18 protein-coding genes are annotated in these 20,033 nt (G+C 60.7%); 7 read left to right on the top strand and 11 right to left on the bottom strand.

Annotated features, from left to right (window positions below; translation table 11 throughout):
• The first annotated feature begins 17 nt into the window (after nucleotides 1-17).
• Nucleotides 18-1,220, top strand: a complete 1,203-nt coding sequence (locus ACQCVD_RS14115) for an acyltransferase family protein (protein WP_426824418.1) — start codon at nucleotides 18-20, stop codon at nucleotides 1,218-1,220.
• A 43-nt stretch (nucleotides 1,221-1,263) separates the two neighbouring features.
• Here ACQCVD_RS14115 and ACQCVD_RS14110 read toward each other — a convergent pair whose 3' ends face one another.
• Both ACQCVD_RS14110 and ACQCVD_RS14105 read right to left on the bottom strand, forming a co-directional pair.
• On the bottom strand, nucleotides 1,264-1,713 hold the full coding sequence (locus ACQCVD_RS14110; RefSeq protein ID WP_426824431.1) for an excalibur calcium-binding domain-containing protein: 450 nt from the start codon (nucleotides 1,711-1,713) through the stop codon (nucleotides 1,264-1,266).
• 213 nt (nucleotides 1,714-1,926) lie between these two features.
• Nucleotides 1,927-3,477 carry an SLC13 family permease gene (locus ACQCVD_RS14105; RefSeq protein WP_426824417.1) on the bottom strand — a complete coding sequence of 517 codons (1,551 nt, stop codon included), beginning with the start codon at nucleotides 3,475-3,477 and terminating at the stop codon, nucleotides 1,927-1,929.
• 477 nt (nucleotides 3,478-3,954) lie between these two features.
• Here ACQCVD_RS14105 and ACQCVD_RS14100 point away from each other — a divergent pair, with 477 nt between their 5' ends.
• Nucleotides 3,955-4,716 (top strand): YczE/YyaS/YitT family protein, encoded by a 762-nt coding sequence (locus ACQCVD_RS14100; protein WP_426824416.1) that lies wholly within the window; start codon nucleotides 3,955-3,957, stop codon nucleotides 4,714-4,716.
• A 72-nt stretch (nucleotides 4,717-4,788) separates the two neighbouring features.
• Here ACQCVD_RS14100 and ACQCVD_RS14095 read toward each other — a convergent pair whose 3' ends face one another.
• The 8 genes from ACQCVD_RS14095 to madL form a co-directional block, all read right to left on the bottom strand.
• Nucleotides 4,789-5,706 carry an ACP S-malonyltransferase gene (locus ACQCVD_RS14095; RefSeq protein ID WP_426824415.1) on the bottom strand — a complete coding sequence of 306 codons (918 nt, stop codon included), beginning with the start codon at nucleotides 5,704-5,706 and terminating at the stop codon, nucleotides 4,789-4,791.
• 2 nt (nucleotides 5,707-5,708) lie between these two features.
• Complete coding sequence (locus ACQCVD_RS14090; RefSeq protein WP_426824414.1) at nucleotides 5,709-6,362, bottom strand: malonate decarboxylase holo-ACP synthase; 654 nt, start codon at nucleotides 6,360-6,362, stop codon at nucleotides 5,709-5,711.
• The gene (gene mdcE / locus ACQCVD_RS14085) at nucleotides 6,356-7,153 is read right to left on the bottom strand and encodes a biotin-independent malonate decarboxylase subunit gamma (RefSeq protein WP_426824413.1); all 798 of its coding nucleotides are present in this window, start codon (nucleotides 7,151-7,153) and stop codon (nucleotides 6,356-6,358) included. The genes ACQCVD_RS14090 and mdcE overlap by 7 nt, the downstream gene beginning before the upstream one ends.
• Nucleotides 7,150-8,295 (bottom strand): biotin-independent malonate decarboxylase subunit beta, encoded by a 1,146-nt coding sequence (locus tag ACQCVD_RS14080; protein WP_426824412.1) that lies wholly within the window; start codon nucleotides 8,293-8,295, stop codon nucleotides 7,150-7,152. The genes mdcE and ACQCVD_RS14080 overlap by 4 nt, the downstream gene beginning before the upstream one ends.
• Entirely contained in the window at nucleotides 8,279-9,172 is an 894-nt protein-coding gene (locus ACQCVD_RS14075; RefSeq protein ID WP_426824411.1) for a triphosphoribosyl-dephospho-CoA synthase, read from the bottom strand. Before ACQCVD_RS14075 ends, ACQCVD_RS14080 begins: the two co-directional genes overlap by 17 nt.
• A 35-nt stretch (nucleotides 9,173-9,207) precedes the next feature.
• Nucleotides 9,208-10,869 carry a malonate decarboxylase subunit alpha gene (gene mdcA, locus ACQCVD_RS14070; RefSeq protein WP_426824410.1) on the bottom strand — a complete coding sequence of 554 codons (1,662 nt, stop codon included), beginning with the start codon at nucleotides 10,867-10,869 and terminating at the stop codon, nucleotides 9,208-9,210.
• A gap of 216 nt (nucleotides 10,870-11,085) precedes the next feature.
• Nucleotides 11,086-11,847 carry a malonate transporter subunit MadM gene (gene madM, locus ACQCVD_RS14065; protein ID WP_426824409.1) on the bottom strand — a complete coding sequence of 254 codons (762 nt, stop codon included), beginning with the start codon at nucleotides 11,845-11,847 and terminating at the stop codon, nucleotides 11,086-11,088.
• 1 nt (nucleotide 11,848) lies between these two features.
• Nucleotides 11,849-12,289, bottom strand: coding sequence for a malonate transporter subunit MadL (gene madL / locus ACQCVD_RS14060; RefSeq protein ID WP_426824408.1), 441 nt, complete (start codon nucleotides 12,287-12,289; stop codon nucleotides 11,849-11,851).
• A gap of 313 nt (nucleotides 12,290-12,602) precedes the next feature.
• Here madL and ACQCVD_RS14055 point away from each other — a divergent pair, with 313 nt between their 5' ends.
• Both ACQCVD_RS14055 and ACQCVD_RS14050 read left to right on the top strand, forming a co-directional pair.
• A complete protein-coding gene (locus ACQCVD_RS14055; RefSeq protein WP_426824407.1) occupies nucleotides 12,603-13,535 on the top strand; it encodes a LysR family transcriptional regulator in 933 nt (310 codons plus the stop codon).
• A 111-nt stretch (nucleotides 13,536-13,646) separates the two neighbouring features.
• Nucleotides 13,647-14,486: a PhzF family phenazine biosynthesis protein gene (locus ACQCVD_RS14050; protein ID WP_426824406.1), complete on the top strand. Its 840-nt coding sequence runs from the start codon at nucleotides 13,647-13,649 to the stop codon at nucleotides 14,484-14,486.
• Between the two features lie 11 nt (nucleotides 14,487-14,497).
• On the opposite strand, the gene ACQCVD_RS14045 is transcribed toward ACQCVD_RS14050, so the two are convergent.
• A complete protein-coding gene (locus tag ACQCVD_RS14045) occupies nucleotides 14,498-15,181 on the bottom strand; it encodes a DNA alkylation repair protein (protein WP_426824405.1) in 684 nt (227 codons plus the stop codon).
• 443 nt (nucleotides 15,182-15,624) lie between these two features.
• On the opposite strand from ACQCVD_RS14045, the gene wecB reads away from it, so the two are divergent.
• The 3 genes from wecB (at nucleotide 15,625) to ACQCVD_RS14030 (ending at nucleotide 20,011) form a co-directional block, all read left to right on the top strand.
• A complete protein-coding gene (wecB, locus tag ACQCVD_RS14040; protein WP_426824404.1) occupies nucleotides 15,625-16,836 on the top strand; it encodes a non-hydrolyzing UDP-N-acetylglucosamine 2-epimerase in 1,212 nt (403 codons plus the stop codon).
• Nucleotides 16,837-17,171: 335 nt separating this feature from the next.
• Nucleotides 17,172-18,479, top strand: coding sequence for a glycosyltransferase family 4 protein (locus tag ACQCVD_RS14035; protein ID WP_426824403.1), 1,308 nt, complete (start codon nucleotides 17,172-17,174; stop codon nucleotides 18,477-18,479).
• Nucleotides 18,476-20,011: a glycosyltransferase gene (locus ACQCVD_RS14030; protein ID WP_426824402.1), complete on the top strand. Its 1,536-nt coding sequence runs from the start codon at nucleotides 18,476-18,478 to the stop codon at nucleotides 20,009-20,011. The genes ACQCVD_RS14035 and ACQCVD_RS14030 overlap by 4 nt, the downstream gene beginning before the upstream one ends.
• Nucleotides 20,012-20,033: the final 22 nt, after the last annotated feature.

Raw genomic sequence — 20,033 nt, 5'->3', positions numbered from 1 at the left:
AGGCGGCGTTGTAACTGGTGCATTCGGCACAATCCTACGCAACGGGCTTCATCCCCTCGTTGGAGGGCTTGCGCGCCGTGGCGGCACTCGGCATCATGCTCACCCACGTCGCCTTCCAGTCCGGCATGGACCCGGCCACCTTCCCGGGTGACCTGCTCGCGCGTTTCGATTTCTTCGTCCCCGTCTTCTTCGCCCTCTCCGCGTTCCTGCTCTGGCGCCGCCACCGGCTCGACCACGCCCAGGGCTACGGCATCGCCCGCTACTACCTCAACCGCCTGGGCCGCATCTTCCCCGCCTACCTGGTGCTCGTCGTGCTGGTGCTGCTGCTCCTCCCGGAGGCCGCCGGCATCAGTTGGCAGGTGGCACTGGCCAACCTGTTCATGGTCCAGCTCTATATTCCCGACGCCCTGGCGCCTGGCATGACCCACCTCTGGTCGCTGGTGGTGGAGGTCGCCTTCTACCTGGCCATGCCGCTGCTCGCCCTCGCCGTCGGCGCCCGCCGGCGCCTTATTCGCTTATCGACGATCGCAGCGCTCAGCGTGCTCAGTCTCGGCTGGCCCTGGCTTCCCTTCGTCGCCGCATCGCCGGACGAAGGCGTGCCGAACATGCAGATCTTCCCGCCCTCCTATATCGCCTGGTTCGCCGTCGGCCTGTTGGCTGCCGAGTTCGAGAACCGCGTCCCCGACTGGCTGGACCGCATCTTCCGCTGGCGTTGGCTGTGGTGGGGGCTGGCCATGCTCACCGCCTGGGTCGCCGCCCAGGAGTGGTACGGACCCATCGGATTGACGCATCCCTCCGCCTTTGAGTTCAACCTGCGCGTGCTCGCCGGCACCGTCTTCGCCGCCTGCCTGGTCGTGCCCTACGCCCTGGCACCGGGGGACAGGTTCCTCGGGACCAGGGAGATGCAGGCGCTCGGTCGCTGGTCCTACGGCATCTTCCTCTGGCACCTGGCCGTACTCACTGTGGCGTTCCCGGTGCTGGGTATCGATCTCTTCTCCGGTTCCTGGATCGTCTTCCTGATACTGGCCGCCTTCACCACCGTGGTCTCGGTGGTGGTGGCAGCGATCAGCTACTCACTCATCGAGGAACCGGCCCGCAAGTTCGTCCGTGATCTCAGCTCCCGGCTGGAACGGAAGCAGGAACCGGTCGGCCGGCACCGGCAACCGGAGGAGGGCTACCAGGTGGTGTCGGAAACCGCGGGCCCGGGAGCGCAGAGCTGAACCCCCGGACCAGCAGGTCGCGGGGGTTAACTACATCAGAGTGCTACTCGCAGCCCACACCGTCGCCGTCGCGGTCCAGGTGCGTTCCGTAACCGGGGCTGCCGGCATAGACCGGGGCAGCGCCAGCAGCACGCGCGGCCGAGCAGTTCTTGTAGTAGGTCGCAGCGGGTGCCGGTGCCGGAGCAGGAGCCTGTGACTGTACGGGCGCCGGGGCCGGATCCGGCAGAGACGCGATGCGCCGGGGACTGTCCAGATCGACGGCGGCAGCCGGATCAGTGTCGATGTCGATCTCCGCTGGCGCGGTCGTCGCTGCGCTGGTGGTCGGCGTCGGCTCCTCGGTGGTGGGCTCGACCGTGCTGGTCACAGTCTTCGTGGTGGTCGCCGTCGTGGTGACCGAGGAGGTCACGGTGACGGTTTCTGCCGGGGTCTCGGCTTCGCTGGTGCCGCCGCAGGCAGTCAGCGTGCCGAGGGCGAGCACGGCGCCTACGGCCATGATGCCCCGCTTGAGGAAGCTGCCGCGCTTCTTTTCGGCGCCGGTCATGTCGGGAGAAAGGGTGGGGAGGGTGTTAACCACGAGAACCTCGATCTTAAGAGAACCTGAACTATAAATAAGTAAGCTAGCATCTGGTGTCAGGCTCGGGGTGTTTTGCGACGAGTATCACCAAAGATCATTTCTCACTGCATGAGCCACCCTCTCAGAAGGACGTTAAATACTGCCCCCGAACACCAGGGGGATGAGGGTGTACAGGGCGATCATGACCAACACCAGGGAGATCATGTTCAGCCACACACCCGCCCGCACCATCTGCTTGATGGTGATTTCCCCGGAGCCGAAGGCCACCGCATTGGAAGGTGTCGCCACCGGGAGCATGTAGGCGGAGCACACGGCCAGGGTCACTGCGATCGTCATGATCAGCGGATCCACGCCGACGCCCACCGCTACCGCACCAAAGATCGGGAAGAAGGCGGCTGCGGTGGCTGTGTTCGACGTCAGCTCGGTCAATGCCAGACCGACGATGATGACGACGAGGATGATGATCCAGTTGGGCAGGGAGGCGAGCCCGGAAACCTGTGAACCGACCCAGTTGGAGAGCCCGGTAGCGGTGAACATTGCGGAGAGCGACAAGCCGCCGCCGAAGAGCAGCAGTAGCCCCCAGGGGACTTCTCGCGAGGCGGACCAGCTGAGTAGGGCACCGCCTGTTGGTGCGTCCCGACGCTTTTCAGCGGGGACGATGAAACAGACCACGGCAGCGGCGATGGCAACCTGGGTGTCTGAGATCGATGAGAGGAACGGCAGATACTGCGCGATTACTGGGGTCTCTGCGATGAAGGGAACCGCCACCCAGAAGAAAATTGCGGCCAGGAAGATCAGGGCGACCCGCTTTTCCGGAGTCCGCATCGAGCCGAGCTTCTGGTACTCCTCGCGGATCATTTCCTTTCCACCCGGGATTTCGTTCACCTCGGGGCGGAAGACCAATTTGGTGAGTACCAGCCAGGCGATCGCCGTCATCACCACGGCCCACGGGACCCCGACGATCATCCACTGTCCGAATCCCATGTCGAAGTCCTGGGATTCCAGCAGGTACGCCTTCATCAGAGCCATAGGGGGCTGCCCGATCAGCGTTGCCGTGGAACCGATGGTCACGCCGTAAGCCACGCCAAGGAGCGTCGCAGCGGAGAACTTCGTGCCGGCCGCCCGGCTATCCACCTTCCGCACCAGCTGGATGATGGAGGAAGCGATCGGAACCATGATCACCGCGGTAGCGGTGTTCGATACCCACGCGGAGATGAAGGCGGAGGCAATCATGAGACCGAGGACGATCTGGGCAGGCTTGGTTCCCACCACCTTGATGGTCAGCAGTGCCACCCGCAGGTGCAGGTTGGACTTTTCAGTGGCCAGTCCGAGGATCACACCACCCATGACCAGGAAGACCACGGAGTTGGCATAGGGGCTGGCTACCTCTTCCATGGTCCCTGCCCCTACGAGCGGGAAGAGGATGAGGGGGAGCAATGAGGTTACCGGGATCGGCACGGCCTCGGTCATCCACCACAGCGCCATCCAGATCGCGATGCCGGCGACGGCCCGCCCCTCGAAGACGAGGCTGTCCGGAAGCAACAGTGTCAGCACAATGGCCACCACCGGGCCTGCGAGGATTAACCACCAATTCCGGCGGCCACCGGTGTCCATCGCGTCCTTGACTGGTTGCGAGTTTGCGGACTTTTCCTCAGTGGGCACACTGTTCTGTTGTTCACTCATATTCCACCTTCTGTGCTCTGAACTACAGAGGTGGACACTACAGCGTGGTGTCACAGTAGAGGGCTTCCCAAAAGTGACTACCCCCGCTTCTCCTGCTCTCTTCGTGCAGCGTGAGCGCCAACCAAATAGCGGGAGGGAAGACTATTTGTGCCTGTTCTGCAATGGGGCCAGCGCTGATTGTGCCTGCTGGAGCAATGTGGTCACCGCGCTCTCTACGGAGGGGGCGGTGACCAGTTTCTTGCTCATGGAGTAGATCGCAAGCTTGTCCAGAATCCAGCACCTAGCTGGGATCCGGGCAGGAGTCTGTTGACTGGTGCCAGCAACCCGAGAACAACCACCCACCCAAAAACCGCCACACCTTAGCAGCTCCACACACTCTCCGCTAGCTTTTCGGCAGAAAATACCGATACGCTTGAAAGTTATGTCTCAATATCTCTTATATCCCTTGGAGGACCACACCGCGGCCGTGATCGCCCGGTGAACTACAGGATCCAACTCCGCCGGCTGGTCACCTTCCTGCTCGGCATCCTCATCATGTCGATCGGTGTCGCCATCACGGTGCACGCCCAGCTCGGCACGGCACCGATCACATCCTTCCCCACGGCGCTCTCCGCCGCCACATCCCTGAGCGTGGGCGTCTGGACCATCCTGTTCTGCCTGGTGGTCCTGCTCATCGAGGTCGCCGTACTGCGCAAGAAGTTCCCGCTGATTCAGCTGATCCAGCTTCCCGTGGTGCTCCTCTTCGGCATGTTCGTGGACCTCAGCGTGGCCCTGACCACCTGGGTGGAAACGGACAACTACCTGCTGCAGTGGGTCTGGACCCTGATCGGTTCCGTGGTCGTTGCCCTCGGCGTCTACATCGAGATCCAGCCCCGCCTGACCTACCTGCCACCGGAGGGACTGGTCGCCGCCATCACCATGCGCAGCGGTCTGCCCTTCGGCCGCATCAAGCTCTTCTTCGACTGGACCCTGGTCGCCCTTGCAGCCATTACCGCCCTGGTCCTCATGGGCGAGCTCCAGGGCGTGCGTGAAGGCACGGTCTTCGCCGCCGTCGCCGTCGGCTACATGGTCAAGGTCATCGGCAACGCTCATGATGAAGTGCGCAATCGCCGTCACGTCCGGATCACCGAGCAGCAGCCTCCGGAGGTCCCCGGAGACCAGGAGGCTACCGACGCCGCGGACAGCACCGACACAGTCGGAAGTCACGATGATCCCGGCTCCCCGGGTCCGGTGAACTGAACGTCTCCTCAGGAGCTGTCACCAGGTTCAGCGGAACACGCATTATTCCGCCTCGCCGGACAGAAGGTTGAGTTACCGGGATACTCGTGTGGCAGTTTCTTCGATGCCTACGTTATCCGTACACCAGGCCGGGGAGTCTCCCTTCACGTCTCTAAGGAGTCCGACGACGTTGTTCCCTGGGGACACCTGGATCCAGTTGTCTATACCGCGTTCGGAGAGAGCAGCTACACCCGTACTCCATTGGACTGGCCTGTCAGTGGCGTGAATGAGATCCGCGCGTAGTTGCGGTGCTGTCCTGATCATGCGGCCCGTGGTGTTCGCCAGCAGGGGGAACGCGGGTTTGGTCATCTTCACCGGCCCCATCGCCTCGTCGAGGTTCTCGCGAGCAGACTGCATGAGCGGACTATGTGCGGGAACCGCCACCTTTAAACGCACCATTCGCTGGGCACCGGCTGCCTCCACTATCGGTTCTAGTTTCGCCAGCGCGGAAACGGATCCAGAGACTGTGGATTGCGCGGGGGAATTGAGGTTGGAAAGCCAGATTTCCTCGTCCGCTGAGCGAAGCTGCTGCACCAGACCTTCCAGCGGTGACGGGCCTAGACCGATGATCGCTGCCATGCCGTAACCGTCTGAAACAGCCTCCGCCATTCCGGTGGCCCGCACATCTACCATGCGGAGTGCATCTTCCAGGGATAATGCGCCTGCGGTGACTGCCGCGCTCCAGGCACCGAGAGAATGTCCGGCAGCAAAGGACGCCTGTACTCCATGGTTCATGAGCTCTTTTGCGACACCGGTCTGCAGGATCAGGAGCGAGAGCTGCACAGCTCTGGTGCCGTGGAGGGCTTCTTCGGTATCCAACTCCCACGCATCCTCCCCGAGAATCTCCGTCGCGGTGGCCACATGACCCCGGACCGCGGGTAGCACGGACCACTCGTGGAGCATACCGACCTTCTGGCTCCCTTGACCGCCGAAAAGCAGCGTCGTCGTCATCATCAACTCCAGGGGTACTTCGCCAACTCCGGACCATCCGGAGTTCGGAGCATTACTGTGGGTTTGGGCTGAAGCCCGATGGCGCGGGTGAGTTCAGCGAAAGCGACTGCGCCGGTGGGGGTCTCCACGAGGATATCTATTCGCGTTCCGCTGAATTTTTGGATGGACCCAGTGGTCATCTCTAGTTCGCGTAGATCCTTATCGGTGACCGCTGCGTCAGCGTAGACGATCAGGTCAACATCACTGCTCTCCTTTGCGGCCTTTGCCCCGGTGACAGTCTCGAACCCAAGGCTCCCGCCTACACCCCAGGGCAAGCTGATGGGGGCATCAACCAGAGCCTGCAGGACTCGAAATGCCCCCAACTGCGATCGGGTGGCCGGAAAATTACGCGCTTGAGCGGGGGTGACGATATCGCAGATATCCGACTCGCAGACCTCCGCAGCCCACCGCTGGCTGCGCTCCGGACCCCGGACACCGATGGGAATGCGACTGGGAGCGCTGGGTCTGGCGCGGCGGACCACCGCCCACGGAACTTGAGACAGCGAGGAAGCTACCCAGGATTCCTCCGCCGCCTCCGCGCTCAGCCCTTCGATAGCGGAGGAAGCCAGACGTACGAGGTCATGAACCTGCGGCGGGTTTTTTCGGGGAGTCACCATTGGGCGTTGACCACCTCGCGCACCTGCCGGGAGAGCTTCCGGGAATCACGCGCCGCTGCGGAGTCCAGCCTGGAGGACAGGTCGCGGTTTGAGTCCTCCTGGATGTCTTCCAACGCTCGGGTCAGGCAAGCACGAGCTACGTTGAGATCTTCGGGGCCTGGCTGAAGCGGATCTACTGCGGTGATCACCTCGGCCACGGCCCCGAGCGTGGCGAAGGACGCACCGTCGAAGGCCATGGCGGGCACGGACTCCGCTGCCTTGTCCAACTCCTCTATCGTGCGTTGGGTGATGCGGGCGGCTGCCTTTTTGCTCATCACCTGCACCTGGACCCCCTCGTGGTCCAGTGCGACGATGCGGTTGGACTGCAGACCAGTGGCCAGGAAAGCGCCGGAAATTGCTTTACCGACGATGAGGCTGATGATCGGATGGCCTTCTAAACGTGCCTGTGCAAGTGCGTGAACGGAGGTTGCGAGGGCGAAGTTGATCCCGAAGAGCTCCTCAATATAGCCGTAGGCTTGGCTGGGGACATCGATCAACAACACGATCGGCTGCTGGGGATCCTTCAGGCTCTTGACCCAGGCCACCAGATCCAGAGATTCCTTCAATCCGACCTCTCCATGGCGGGCCCGCGGATATTCACTGTCTTTATCGGGGACAATCGCGGCCAGTGCTGCGGAGGTTCCCTGCAGCGTGATTTCACCGGTCAGCAGCGATCCCGTGTCTGAGCTGCCAGTTTCATCGAGCGCGTTAAACCAGGTTCGCCCGAATTCCGGAGTGTTTTGAGTGGTCATGAGTGGCTCCTGTCGGTGATGTCGCGCAGATCTTCGGCGGTCAAGCGGATGGTTGGGTCGACGGTGGCGAGTTGAGACAACAGCTCATCCACCTGATTGGCTCGGTGGACTGTTGGTGTGACAGCACTGGCTTCAACTACCGCCCGGCGGACATCCGCGGTCTGGTCCTCGACTAGAACATCAGCGCGTCGAGTGGCCACCCGCTGTCTGCCGCCAATCATGTTCCAGATGGCGGGGCGATCAGTGGAATCCAGCTCGGCGACGCCGGCTTCCGTCTCGATGACCTCTGGACCGTTGAGCCCGAGCCGGCCTTCCTGGGTCATGATGATTCGATCGCAGAGACCAGCCGCGATACCCATGCCGCCGAAACATCCGACCATGCCAGCTACGACGCCGACAACCGGGGTGTGACGTTGCAGGGCCACGATTGCGGAGTGGATTTCTGCGATGGCCAGTAGGCCGAGATTCGCCTCTTGGAGCCGGATGCCACCTGTCTCCAGTAGCAGGACGACCCGGATCGGGATACCGGCCTCCGCATCGACGAGCGCGCGTTCGAGGGCTGCGGCAATCTTCGCTCCGGAAACCTCACCGATTCCCCCACCCTGGAACTTTCCTTCCAGGGCTGCCACAACCGCCGGATCACCGTCGATGGTGCCTCGAGCGAGAACAGCGCCGTCATCGGATTCAGGGACGATACCCTGCGGCTCCAAGTGTGCAGATTCGAGGCGTTCAAAGGGGCCGAGAATTTCGCGGAAGGTGCCGGGATCCAGAATCCCTCGTGCGCGGTCCCGGGCGCTGAGCTCGGTGAAAGGCATCTGGTCGAGGTCACGGCCCCCGTTGGCCTCCGGCATCGTCGCCAACTCGAAAGCCTGCGCCAGCCGCAACGTCACCATCCCTGGGGTGGCCCCGAAGTCATTGATTTCGAAATCACCGGCAAGATCGTGCCGGTGGAAGAAGCGCTCGAGAACGTTGCGCCAGACGGTGTCGAAGCCGTCAACGGAGGTCCGCACCTTCACCGTCGCCCGGCCTGGGGTGCTCGGCTCCGAAATGAGAATCTCCATGTCCCCGGACCCGACCACCCCGACATGGATGGGACGGCGAAGCTGCACTGAAGCGGGGTACTGCTCATTGATTGTCTGCATGTTCTGCTCCCAGAATCGAGGTGAGAAAGAGTGCACAGGCCAGTAGATCGGCGCTGCCGCCGGCGGAGAGGTCACGCTCGGCCAGCTGATGGTCAAAGTTCTTGAGCGCGGTGGCCCAGGTCGCAGGCTCTGAAGTCGAAACTGCTAGGAGCGCCAGTGCCCCTGACTGCACGAATTCCAGCCCCTCCTGGCCGCCTCGGTGCAGGACGCAGGTGTCATCGAGGCTGCTCATGCTGGTCAGGAGGCCCCGCAGCTTTTGCGTGTTGGTGGGCGGTAGGTCGGTGTACCCCTCAGTCGAACTCATTCCGCGTAATGCCGCGAGTACGTGCGGAAAACCGGCAGCGGCCTCTGAGACGGCACCGCCTACTCGGAAGCGTTTCCGGGCCGTGGCACCGGGGCGCGGACGATGGTCGGTAAAGGAGTCCGGAATTGAGGCCAACCGGCCGGCGTGCCGGGTGATGAGGTTGGCGCAGGGACGTTCCCGGGGTTGTTGCTGTCCCAGTCCGGCGGTGGCAATGACCATCAGGCCGAGGTTCCAGATCGCACCCCGGTGTGTGTTGACTCCGCCCGTGGCGGTCAGCATGGCTTCTTCGCCTTCCCGTCCGATCTCTCCGACGACATCGCGGAGCTCCTGGCCGACCTCTAGGCTGTTGCCGGCTTCAGCGAGTTTGGTGAAGGTCGGTTCCAGGGTGCGGGCGGATAGCCGCATCAGTTCGACATCCATGTCGGCGTGGGAACGGGTTCCGTCCGGTCCCACCAGCCCGGGCTTTCCTGGCAGGTTGACTTCCGCCAGCAGCGCTTGCATCGCTTGGTGGCCTAGCTCGGCAGGGGGTGGGGAGACGAAGGTCGTCTCCGTTGAAAGCAATAGGCTGCTCATGTGATTCCTCTCATCGTCCGTATGCGGTCTGGTTCCTACCGGCTGCGGAATTTCGGCGGGGGCTCATAGAGTCCACCGGACCATTCGATCAGCGATTCGATGGAATGAGCGGCGAGCAGGCTGCGGTCGGCTTGCGCGCGCTGGATTCCCAGATCCTCGGGGAAGGCGACGACTCCGTTGCGACGCAGCTCTGCCACGTCCTCCGCGCGCGACTGGCTCCCGATGGGGGTAACACCGGCGATCGCTGCGACAGCTTGCCGGCGTTCCTCAAGGCTCTGCGTCTTGTACAGGTAGGCCACGCCTTCCTCTGAAACCAGGTGGGTCAGATCATCGCCGTAGACCATGACCGGTGCCAGGGCCATGCCGCTTCGCTCACCGACGGCAACGGCATCGAGCTGCTCCACGAACTTCGGATCGGCTCCGGCGTTGTAGGTTTCGGCGATCTGGACCACCAACTTCTGTCCGCGATGGACGCCCATTTGTCCTTCGCCCTGGGCTAGATCCATCCAGGCGGGGCTGGAGTGCCGTCGGCCGCGGGAGTCCGATCCCAGGTTGGGGGCGCCGCCGAATCCGGCTAGACGTCCGGAGGTAACGGTGGAGGAGTTTCCTAAGGCATCGACCTGCAGGGTGGATCCCACGAACATGTCGGTGGCATAGAGGCCGGCTGCCTGCGCCGCCATGCGGTTGGAACGCAGGCTGCCATCAAAACCGGTGGCGAAGATGTCCGGGCGGGCCGCCACATAATCGCTCATTCCGACTTCACCACCGAAGGCGGAGATCTTCTCCACCCAACCGGTTTCAATGGCGGGAATGAGAGTCGGGTGGGGGTTTAACGCCCAGTGAGTGCAGATCTTTCCCTTGAGCCCGAGTGATTTACCGTAGGTGGGAAGCAGCAGCTCGATGGCCGCGGTGTCCAGTCCCACGCCATGGTTCAGTGAGGTCACCTCGTGCCTTTCGTAGACTCCGCGCAACGTGATCATTGCCAGGAGGACGTGCACGGAGGTGAGCTTGCGGGGATCGCGGGTAAACAGGGGTTCGACCTGGAAGGGGGAGTCCGCCTCGACCACGAAATCAACCCAGTCCCCGGGCACGTCGACCCGGGGCACTTTATCCACGATCTCGTTGACCTGGGCAATAACTATGCCCGAGCGGAATGCGGTCGCCTCGGCGATGGAGGGAGTGTCTTCGGTGTTCGGGCCAGTGTAGAGGTTGCCATCGCGGTCAGCCGAGACCGCAGCGACCAACGCCACGCGGGGCGTGAGGTCGAGAAACATGCGGGAATAGAGCTCCAGGTAGGTGTGGATGGCGCCTACCTGGAGCGTCCCGTCACCGATCAGCTGTGCAACGCGAGCTGATTGCTGGCCGGAGAAGGCGAAGTCCACCCGCTTAGCTATGCCGTCTTCGAAAATATCGAGATGTTCTGGCCGGGAGATTGAGGGGAAGAGCATGTGCAGATCGGAAACTCGGTCCGGATCTACGTTGGCCAGAGACCGGGACAAGAAGTCCGCCTGTTTCTGATTGTTTCCCTCCAGAGCCACCCGATCGCCCGAGGTGAGGATCTCCTCCAGGAATTGGGTGATTCGCTCGGTCGGGATGATGTTTCCCTGGGCAAGGTGGGCCACGGACTCCAGACGCTCGGCCTTATCTCTGCGTTCGGTGTCCCATTGGCGGGATGCCTGGACGATATTGGTGGTCATCTAATCATTCCTTCAAAAGGTTAGGTATGCGGCGCGGTGTGAGTTCTTGAATCACGGTGCTTCTTGATCCGGATTGGATACGGTTAAAGTGTGTCGTTGACTCCGCCTGATGCCGATAATCAAAGGTTAGAGAGCTGCAATGACGATTTTCTACAGTCATTTCGGTATCGATCATGCATTTATGCATGGATCTCATGAGGTCGAAATTCCGCAGGTCTACCCGAAGAGCAGTCGCAGCGCGAAGTAAAAGACGGAGGGGGCGAAGAGGCAACCGAGGCCGGTGTAAAAGGTTGCGGTCATTGCTCCGTAGGGGACGAGCCGTTGATCGGTGGCGGCGAGTCCACCTGCGACACCGGAAGTGGTGCCCATCAGCCCACCAAAGGCCATCGCAGATTTGGGGTTGTTGAGACCGATGAACCGGGCGACCATGGGAGTGCCGATCATGACCGCGACGGATTTGGTTAGCCCTGCCGCTACAGACAAGGCGATGACCTCAGAACTGGCGCCAACTGCAGTGCCGGTGACGGGGCCGACGATATAGGTCGCTGCGCCGGCGCCGATTGTCGCCAGTGATTCCGGATCGCGGTAGCCGAATGCGTAGGCGACACCAGCGCCCAGGATGAATGACACGAAGATCCCCAGAAATAGGGCGAGTACGCCGGTTATGCCTGCCTTTTTGATTTCTTTCAGGTCGACGCCATAGGCCGTGGAAACAATTGCGAAGTCCCGCAACATGGAGCCACCCAGGATGGCGAGGCCACTGAAGATGGTGATGTCTGCGAGTCCGTTCTCGCCACCGGAGTAGGTTCCCCCGATGAAGGCGAGTCCGAGTCCGAGAACAATCGCTATTGCTGAGCCGTGGACGCGTCCCCTGGTGGCTTTCTGGGAAATGAACCGGGAAATCAGCATCATGATCCCGACGACGGCAAAGGCAAAGATGAGGCTGTTTTTCTCGAGGATGTTACCGATGATTTCCATGTCAATTCACCTTGTTGTCGAGGAGGTCGTCCTTACGATCTTCGGCACTGTCTTCTGCTGGCTGATCGGCAGGCGGTAGGGGTTCTGAGGGCGGCCCGATCTTGGTCAGCACGGGCACCAGAGCAGTGCAGACTATAAGGGCGACGAATCCGGCGACAATGGCCACCGGTCCGCTCGACAGGGCGCCGACGACATTCTGGATGGAGGCCATGGCAATGACGATGGGAATGTACATGGCTGCCCAGAAAAGGATGCCCTGTTCGGTGGGCTGGGGCAGCAGCTTCTTCCGGCGTAGCCAATCGGAGACGAAGATCAGCAGGACCATGGCGAAGCCGACGCCGCCGATGTCGGCGTCGACGCCGACCAGCTGTCCGATCAGGTTCCCGAGGATTGAGCCGACTAGCATGCAGATGGCCAGGGTCGCGGTTCCGTAAAGAATCATGTCTTCTCACGTTCCAAAGAGGTTTGAGGGGGGAGATCGGCATAGGCCTTCACGCGCGGGCCAGCGGAATGACCTCTCATGGGCGCGGGCCATATTAGGGCTGGTGCCCGTTCGCGTTTAAACTTGAGGGTGATCATGGACACAATAGTGCCGGAATGAAAGGTTTATCACTAATATGAATTCTGGCGCATTCATGCATATACACATCAGTCATGGTGGAGAATGGGACGCGGTGAATCACGCGCTTTAGGTAGTTTCGATCACGCAGTGCCCCACCTTTGCCCGAGATCTTTGGAAAGGACGGTTACAGCCAGTGTCCCTTTCTATCGACACCACTCTGGCTCAACTCACGGGCATCCTTCCTGTACTACGTGAGCTGGGAAACGGTGAAACCATTACCAGCACCGCCGAACGGCTTGGCTTTTCGCAACCTGCGTTGAGTCGGGCGATAGCACGCTGTGAATCAGAACTGTCGGTCAAGCTGGTGGAGCGGGCTGGCCGGGGGATCGCCCTTACCGAAGAGGGGAGGGTCTTGACTGACGCTGCCACTGAAGCCCTGTCGATCTTTCAGCCTGCGTTGGAAGATGTGCTGGGCGATCGGAATGCTCGGCCCGTGCGCCTGGGGACGTTGCGGTCCATCGCTGGGCAATTGGGACCAATGATGACGCGCACCCCGATTAGTTCCAACGTGACAATCTCCGAAGGATCCACGGATGGTCTGCTGGAAAAGCTGGTCAAGGGCGATATCGATGCCGTTATAATCGGACCCCGGCCCGAAGATCCCCGCTTTGACTGGGCCTTCCTTCAGAATCAGGAGTTCGTCCTGGCAGTGCCCCCGGAGCACCGGCTCGCGGGGCGGGAAGCGATTATGCTGAACGAGGCCGCCGACGAGAGCTTTGTCGCCATGGATTCCAAGTACACCACCAGAGATCTGGCGGACCAACTCTGCGCGGAAGCGGGTATTTCTCCGCCCATCACTGTCGAGTCCGATAACCCATACACGTTGAGAACCTATGTGGCGTCGGGCCTCGGACTCTGCATCCTGCCGGACATCATGGCAGGAGATGATCCCAGCATCGCAACAGTACGGATTCTGCGCCCCGGTGGAGAGCTCGCCACCAGGGAGATCGGGATGGTCCGCATGAAGTCGCGCCCACTGCCCGCCCAGGTACGGTCCGCCTTGAGATCCCTGCTCGCTAGGCCCCTGAGCATTGATCCCCGGCTTGTTCCCTCGCGTGGGCTATGAGCAAAACCGGCAAAAGCCAACGCCTTTAAAGAGCTGGTGATCCTGTCAAGGAGGAAAACTCGCGCCGTGCCGGGACAATCAGTGACCGCGGGGCTCCTATACTCGGTCGCCATGACCAGACCCCGGGACTTCGCACAGGTGGATGTCTTCTCCGCCGCACCCTTCCACGGCAACCCGCTCGCCGTGATTCTCGACGCGGAGGGGCTCAGCAACACCCAGATGCAGCAGATCGCCAGCTGGACCAACCTCTCGGAGACCACCTTCGTGCTCCCACCCACCCAGGCCGGCGCGGACTACCGCGTGCGCATCTTCACCCCGACCGGCGAACTGCCCTTCGCCGGCCACCCGACACTCGGCACCGCCCACGCCTGGCTGGAAAACGGCGGCAGCCCGCTTGCCGACGCCGCGATCACCCAGCAATGCGCCGCCGGCCTGGTCACCATCCGGCAGGAGGGCGGCATGCTCTTCTTCGCCGCCCCGGACACAATGCGCTCCGGCGAGCTCGACGCCGCCACCCTCGGGCACATCCGGGAAAGCCTCGGCGTGGCACCGGAGGACATCAGCGGCCACCAGTGGGTGGACAACGGCCCGGGCTGGGCCGCGGTCCAGCTGGAAAGCGCTGAGCAGGTGCTCGCCCTGGAGCCCGATTTTGCAGCCGCCCAGGACCTGAAGTTCGGTGTCATCGGGGCATTTCCGGCAGGCAGCGAGTTCGCCTTCGAGATCCGTGCCTTCCTGCCGGACCGTCACGCTGAGGATCCCGTGACCGGCAGTCTCAACGCCTCGGTCGCGCAGTGGCTGCACCGCGCCGGTCAGGTGGGCAGCTCCTACCGCGTCTCCCAGGGCACCCGGCTCGGTCGCGCCGGGGACGTCCACATCACTTGCGAGGACAACGGCACCATCTGGGTCGGGGGAGCGGTCACCACCTGCTTCCGGGGCACCGCCACGGCCTGATCCGGCTGCTCCTAACCTTCCCTGCGGCTGACCATCTCCGTGATCCAGATCGGCGCATAGGGAGAGGTGCATCCCGGGGAGGCGGGGTAGTCCTTGAGCACCTCCAGACGCTCGCCGATCTCCAGGGCGCGTCCGCGCAGCTCCGGGTTCTCGATGCCGATCTGTGCCAGGCAGCTGTTCATGGCCCACTGCAGCCGCTCTGGGGCGCCGGCCATCTCCGCCTCGATCACGTCGAGGAGGTCGGGAAGATCCCGGTCCTCGGGCTGCTTCACGATCTTGTCCGCGGTCAACGTCCAGCCGGCGCTGGCGAACACCGGATCCGGATCCTCGAACCACGCGGTGCGCAGCTCTTCGACGTGCTTGGACTTCTTCACCACATAATTCAGCAGCCAGTCCTGAATCTTCGGCGTGCCTGCTTCCCGCAGCATGGTGTCCAGCTCATCGCGAGTGAATTCTTTTGGCCGGCAGATCAGCAGCGCCAGAAGGCGAGCCGCGGAGTCCCCAGCCTTCCAGAGCTGAACGGCAAGCTCCTGCTGTTTCTTCAACCGCTTGGAGATCGCCCGCAGCTTGGTCAGGTTTACCGCATGGTCATCACCGTGTTTCTGGTTGACCGCGAGGATCCTCTCGTCCGCCAGGGCTGCGAGTTCTGCCATGATCTCGTCCACTGCGTTCTCAGAGGTGAGGAAGGCGGGCATGGACTCCTAATTTCTGATCAGGCATCGGGGCGAGGAGGTCATGGTTGCGCCGGTGGCAGCCACCGGCCCTCCGGAGGAGCTAGCTGAGGCGGTCATAGTTTAGCGTTCCGGCCACTGAGCCTAGCCAATCAGAGAGAAATTCTGAGCAAGAACGTTCTCGAAGATGTCCCTCTAGTAGAAGTCTCAACTGGCAGCGATCGTTTTTCTTGTTCTAGATGCTCATTCTTCTGCTGGACAGCGTCTCTGTGTTGAATGTTACGGGGCAGAAACTATGGGGCATGAAATGGGAAAATGGCACTTTGGTGGAGTGTACTTGCTTGGCTTGTGACCCAAACGGGTGAAATTATTATCGTTGCGAGATGCAAAATGTATCACCATACGATTAACTGGATGGGTTGGTATGCCCTAATAGGGCTGAGCGAAGTTTAAGAAGAGTCAGGATTGTGATGACGCCCAAGATCATGACCGTGTACGGAACGCGACCGGAAGCGATCAAGGTTGCGCCGGTTATTTCTGCGCTACAGCGTGACGCTCGCTTTGTCTCCGTTCCGGTATCGACTGGCCAGCACCGTGAGATGCTCGATCAGGTCAACGGCATGTTCGGCATCACCCCGGTCTATGACCTGGATCTGATGAGGCCGGGACAGTCGCTCAACCAGATTGTCTCCCGGGCGATCGCCGGCCTCGACGAAATCATGGCAGAGGAACAACCGGATGTGGTGATCTCTCAGGGGGATACCTCCACGGCCATGGCAGCGGCACTGGCTGGATTCCACAATGGCGCCAAGGTAGTGCACCTGGAGGCGGGACTTCGTACCGGTGATATCCTGTCGCCCTTCCCAGAGGAGTCCAACCGTCGAATCATCGGCCAGGTTGCCTCACTTCACTTGGCCCCGACTTCGGAGTCTCGCGATAATCTGCTGCGGGAGGACTTCGATGAGAAAAACATTGTGGTCACCGGCAACACGGTTATCGATGCCCTCCTCCACGTCGCACAGCTTGAAAGTGAGTTTGAGGATCCGGAGCTGGCCGAGGCCGTGGAATCGACCAAACGTATGGTGCTAGTGACCACCCACCGTCGCGAGAACCTCGCTGCCATGTCCGAGATCGGCCAAGCTGTCGCTGAGCTAGCTGGACTCTATCCCGATACTGTTTTTGCGCTTCCCCTACACCTGAATCCCAAGGTGCGGACAGTGGTTCTCCCGCACGTGGAGGAGCTTGAGAACGTCATCGTCACAGATCCGCTGCCTTATGACCAGTTCACCCGTCTGATGGGCCGGGTTGACCTGGTTTTGACCGACTCCGGTGGAGTTCAGGAGGAGGCGCCGAGCCTCGGCAAGCCCGTTCTGGTAATGCGAGAGAATACCGAACGTCCTGAGGCGGTCACTGCCGGTACCGTAAAACTGATTGGTACGTTTCAAGAACGTATTGTTTCTGAGGCTCGCCGCCTTCTTGATGATGTTGACGCTTATGATGAGATGGCCAACGCAGTCAACCCTTATGGCGATGGCCATGGCGCGGAGCGTGCGATTGCAGCTATCGCGCACCTCACGGGTCTGGGCAGCCGCATCGAAGAGTTCGCTCCAGTGATTGAGGGAGAACGCCGGGACCCGGACATTGACCAGCTCGAAATGGTTGCAGCGGCGTCGGTCTAATCCTGGCTTCTTGAGAGCAGGCACCAATCACTTATTGGCTCCCTCGAAATTCGCGAGGGCGGTGACACTCGCAGCTATTCCTATTTGCGTAGGTTGCACCGTGTTTTGATCCGGGGACATGTGGTGCGTTGTCCTGTCCGGGTCGCCCGCGATTCACCCGTTTGAGCTAAGCTCGTTTCCTGATAATTGGTAGGATCAACCTAGCGCTAACCTCCAGCGAGGAAGTTCTGAGCAGGCCGGTGATGGGAATTGATGATCAACTTCAAGCTTCAGGCTAAGATTCCCGGAGCGCGGCAAGGGAAGGGCAATGCATTCGTGAAGGTGCCGCAAGCGCGATGAAAATTCTGATTCTTTCGCAATATTGGCACCCGGAGAACGGAGTGCCGCAGCGGCGCTGGACGTGGCTTTCGAAAGTCCTCGTCGACGCCGGTCACGAGGTGACTGTCATCGCTCCCCCTCCGCATTATCAGAGAAAGATCACCCTCAAGACGTGGTGGGGAGAAGGTCTTTACTCCGCAAAAGCAGAGAAGAGCAACGGACCTTCCGGCGAGCGTATTATCCGCAGTGGCTTCTTTCCTGCTGGTCAATCATTGACTCAGCGTGCCTTGAACCAGGCTACTGTCGCCTTAGGTGCTATATGGGTGGTTCTGCGGCGCAGCGATCTACTGCCGACCCCTACGCCTGATCTGGTTATTGGCACGGTCCCCGCGCTCCCTACTGCCGTGGCCGCCCGTCTAGTAGCGAAAAAGCTGGGGAAACCCTACATCATTGATCTACGAGATGCCTGGCCGGATCTCTTGACCGAATCCCGGAATTGGAATAAGAGCACGGGGAAAAAATCCGTGAGGGAAAGAATCCTGTCGAAGGGGCCACTCCAGCTTGTCAGCGCGACCACGAAACGCTCATTGAACGGTGCTCTGAAGCATGCGGCGGGAATCTCGGTAACCTCAAGTCACCTGGCGGAGAACCTCCGGGCTCGTCCCGAGATCATGTCCGATGGGGCCACGCCTCCGGTCGAAACGATCCGTAACGTGTTCCCGCCAGAAACCAAGTTCGCGGAAGGAAATGAAAACGACGGGTCCCGTGGGCAACTGAACGTGTTGTACGCCGGCACCTTTGGCCGCGCCCAGAACTTGGAGAACGCACTCTGCGCAGCGGAATTGGCGCGAGAACAGGGAATCGATGTCGCCCTGTGTTTCGTCGGTGCGGGAGTCACAAGGGAAGCACTTTCTGAGTCTGTGCGTGAACGTGGCTTGGATGTAACCATTGAAAGCCGAAAATCTGCTGGTGACCTCGCTCCGTTTTATGAGTGGGCTGATACGGCCCTTGTACATCTCACCGATTGGGAGCCACTCGAGAGAGCAGTACCATCGAAAACCTATGAACTCATGGCTGCTCGGGTGCACATTTCTGCGGTGGTCAGTGGAGAAACCGCCGAGCTTGTTAGAGGATTAGGCGCCGGCGATGTTGTTGACCCCGAAGACCCCCAAGCGCTAGCAGAGCAATGGGTCAAACTTGCGAATAACAGGACACTGCTTTCAGTAGAAGGCGGCGGTTCTGAATGGGTTGCAGAGGAACGTGTGATGGTGGCTCCTCAAAGGTTGCTGGCATTGATCGAGAAAGCAAGAGCTGTCGGACGATGAAGTGGAAGTTCAGGCTCCGCGTTTTTTCGCTGCTTGCTAGTGCCGTGCTTCGGCTTGTGCGCGAAGACCCAACGGGGTTCGCGATCAAAGTTGCAGAACGCGTGAGGACTTCGGACAGCAAACTCTTGTCGAAAGTTCCTAGGAATCTTCTTTCACGCCTCTCGCTGCCACCTAGCGAAGCTCGAAAGTTCATCGAATTAGGCGAGTTGTCCGACGGGATCAAGCTTGTTGAAAGACAAGGCCGTTCAGCCAATCGATCGGATAGACACCTCGCGCAGCGTACTCGTGAACGGCTCCAGCAACTCACCGAACCTATACCCAGCTCGGCTAATTCGGGGGAGCGTCCGACACAACACCGGATCCTCCATGTGTTGACGAACAGTGTCCCATATACGCATTCCGGCTACACGGTGCGTTCTCATAATGTCCTCAAGTCTCAGCGTGACGCCGGGCTGGCGGTCCAAGGAGTCACCCGGCTGGCATACCCCGTCCTCGTCGGGAAGCTGCCTGGCTCCCCCGTCCAGATCATCAACGGAATCGAATACCATCGACTCCTTCCGAAAAGCTATCCGGTCAGTCTCCTCGAACGAGATGAACTGGCGGTGGCCATGATTATTGCCCAAGCGCAATACTTCGGTGCTTCCATTCTCCACACCACCACAGATTTTAAGAACGCGATGGTCGTGGCGAAGGCTGCACAGCGCCTTGGTATCCCTTGGGTGTACGAAATCCGCGGCGAGCTGGAAAGTACGTGGCTTTCGAAGCAACCGGATTACCTGCAAGAGCGAGCAGTGGCTTCTGAGTTCTACCGGTTAGCCAGGCGACAGGAGGCTGCCTGTGCGCGAGCGGCTGATGCTGTCGTGACACTGAGCGAGATTGTTAAAAGACAATTTGTTGCGCGAGGAGTCTCTGGAGAGGACATTCATGTCATTCCCAATGCGATCGACCAGCGTGATCTCAATCGCGAATTTGATAGATCCGCGATCCGTGCGGAACTTGGCCTTCCGGATATCAGCTTGGTCGGAACTGTTACGTCCGTAGTGGATTATGAAGGCATCGACACACTCATTAGAGCCCTCCTGCATCTTCCGGACTCGGTTGAAGCACTCATCGTGGGCGACGGAACAGCTCGACCTGGCTTGGAAGACTTGGTGAGGGAGCTCGGGTTAGATTCTCGCGTTCACTTCGTCGGTAGGAAGCCGCAGGAAGACATTTGGAAGTGGTATGCAACACTTGATGTTTTCGTGGTGCCCCGCAAGGATCTTCAAGTATGTCGGGTGGTAACACCCATCAAAGCTTTGATGGCGCAGGCTCTCGAAGTTCCTGTAGTCGCTTCTGACCTTCCCGCGCTCCGAGAGGTGACAGGCGGTCGAGCAGAATATGTCCCCCCAGAGGATTCGCACAGCTTAGCTGCAGGGGTCCGCAAGCAACTCCAGGTTCCGCTAACCAACGATGGGGACGCTGATTGGTTGGCCTCACGTACTTGGACGGCGAACGCAGACCGGTACCTCAGGCTCTATGAAAGCCTCTGAGATGAGGAAGCAGAGCGGGTAC

Origin of the sequence: Corynebacterium halotolerans (genome assembly GCF_050107895.1) — a bacterium.
Classification (GTDB): Bacteria; Actinomycetota; Actinomycetes; order Mycobacteriales; family Mycobacteriaceae; genus Corynebacterium; species Corynebacterium halotolerans_B.
The sequence above is the reverse complement of the archived record's forward strand: the minus strand, read 5'-3'. Positions and strand labels throughout refer to the sequence as shown.

Bases quoted from the DNA above. Each gene is read 5' to 3' on its own strand.
- madM (WP_426824409.1), bottom strand. From the start codon at position 11,847: ATGGAAATCATCGGTAACATCCTCGAGAAAAACAGCCTCATCTTTGCC.
- ACQCVD_RS14035 (WP_426824403.1), top strand. From the start codon at position 17,172: ATGAAAATTCTGATTCTTTCGCAATATTGGCACCCGGAGAACGGAGTG.
- mdcE (WP_426824413.1), bottom strand. From the start codon at position 7,153: ATGACCACTCAAAACACTCCGGAATTCGGGCGAACCTGGTTTAACGCG.
- ACQCVD_RS14095 (WP_426824415.1), bottom strand. From the start codon at position 5,706: ATGACGACGACGCTGCTTTTCGGCGGTCAAGGGAGCCAGAAGGTCGGT.
- ACQCVD_RS14090 (WP_426824414.1), bottom strand. From the start codon at position 6,362: ATGGTGACTCCCCGAAAAAACCCGCCGCAGGTTCATGACCTCGTACGT.
- ACQCVD_RS14045 (WP_426824405.1), bottom strand. From the start codon at position 15,181: ATGCCCGCCTTCCTCACCTCTGAGAACGCAGTGGACGAGATCATGGCA.
- ACQCVD_RS14075 (WP_426824411.1), bottom strand. From the start codon at position 9,172: ATGAGCAGCCTATTGCTTTCAACGGAGACGACCTTCGTCTCCCCACCC.
- ACQCVD_RS14030 (WP_426824402.1), top strand. From the start codon at position 18,476: ATGAAGTGGAAGTTCAGGCTCCGCGTTTTTTCGCTGCTTGCTAGTGCC.
- mdcA (WP_426824410.1), bottom strand. From the start codon at position 10,869: ATGACCACCAATATCGTCCAGGCATCCCGCCAATGGGACACCGAACGC.
- ACQCVD_RS14080 (WP_426824412.1), bottom strand. From the start codon at position 8,295: ATGCAGACAATCAATGAGCAGTACCCCGCTTCAGTGCAGCTTCGCCGT.
- ACQCVD_RS14110 (WP_426824431.1), bottom strand. From the start codon at position 1,713: ATGGCCGTAGGCGCCGTGCTCGCCCTCGGCACGCTGACTGCCTGCGGC.
- madL (WP_426824408.1), bottom strand. From the start codon at position 12,289: ATGATTCTTTACGGAACCGCGACCCTGGCCATCTGCATGCTAGTCGGC.
- ACQCVD_RS14105 (WP_426824417.1), bottom strand. From the start codon at position 3,477: ATGAGTGAACAACAGAACAGTGTGCCCACTGAGGAAAAGTCCGCAAAC.
- ACQCVD_RS14050 (WP_426824406.1), top strand. From the start codon at position 13,647: ATGACCAGACCCCGGGACTTCGCACAGGTGGATGTCTTCTCCGCCGCA.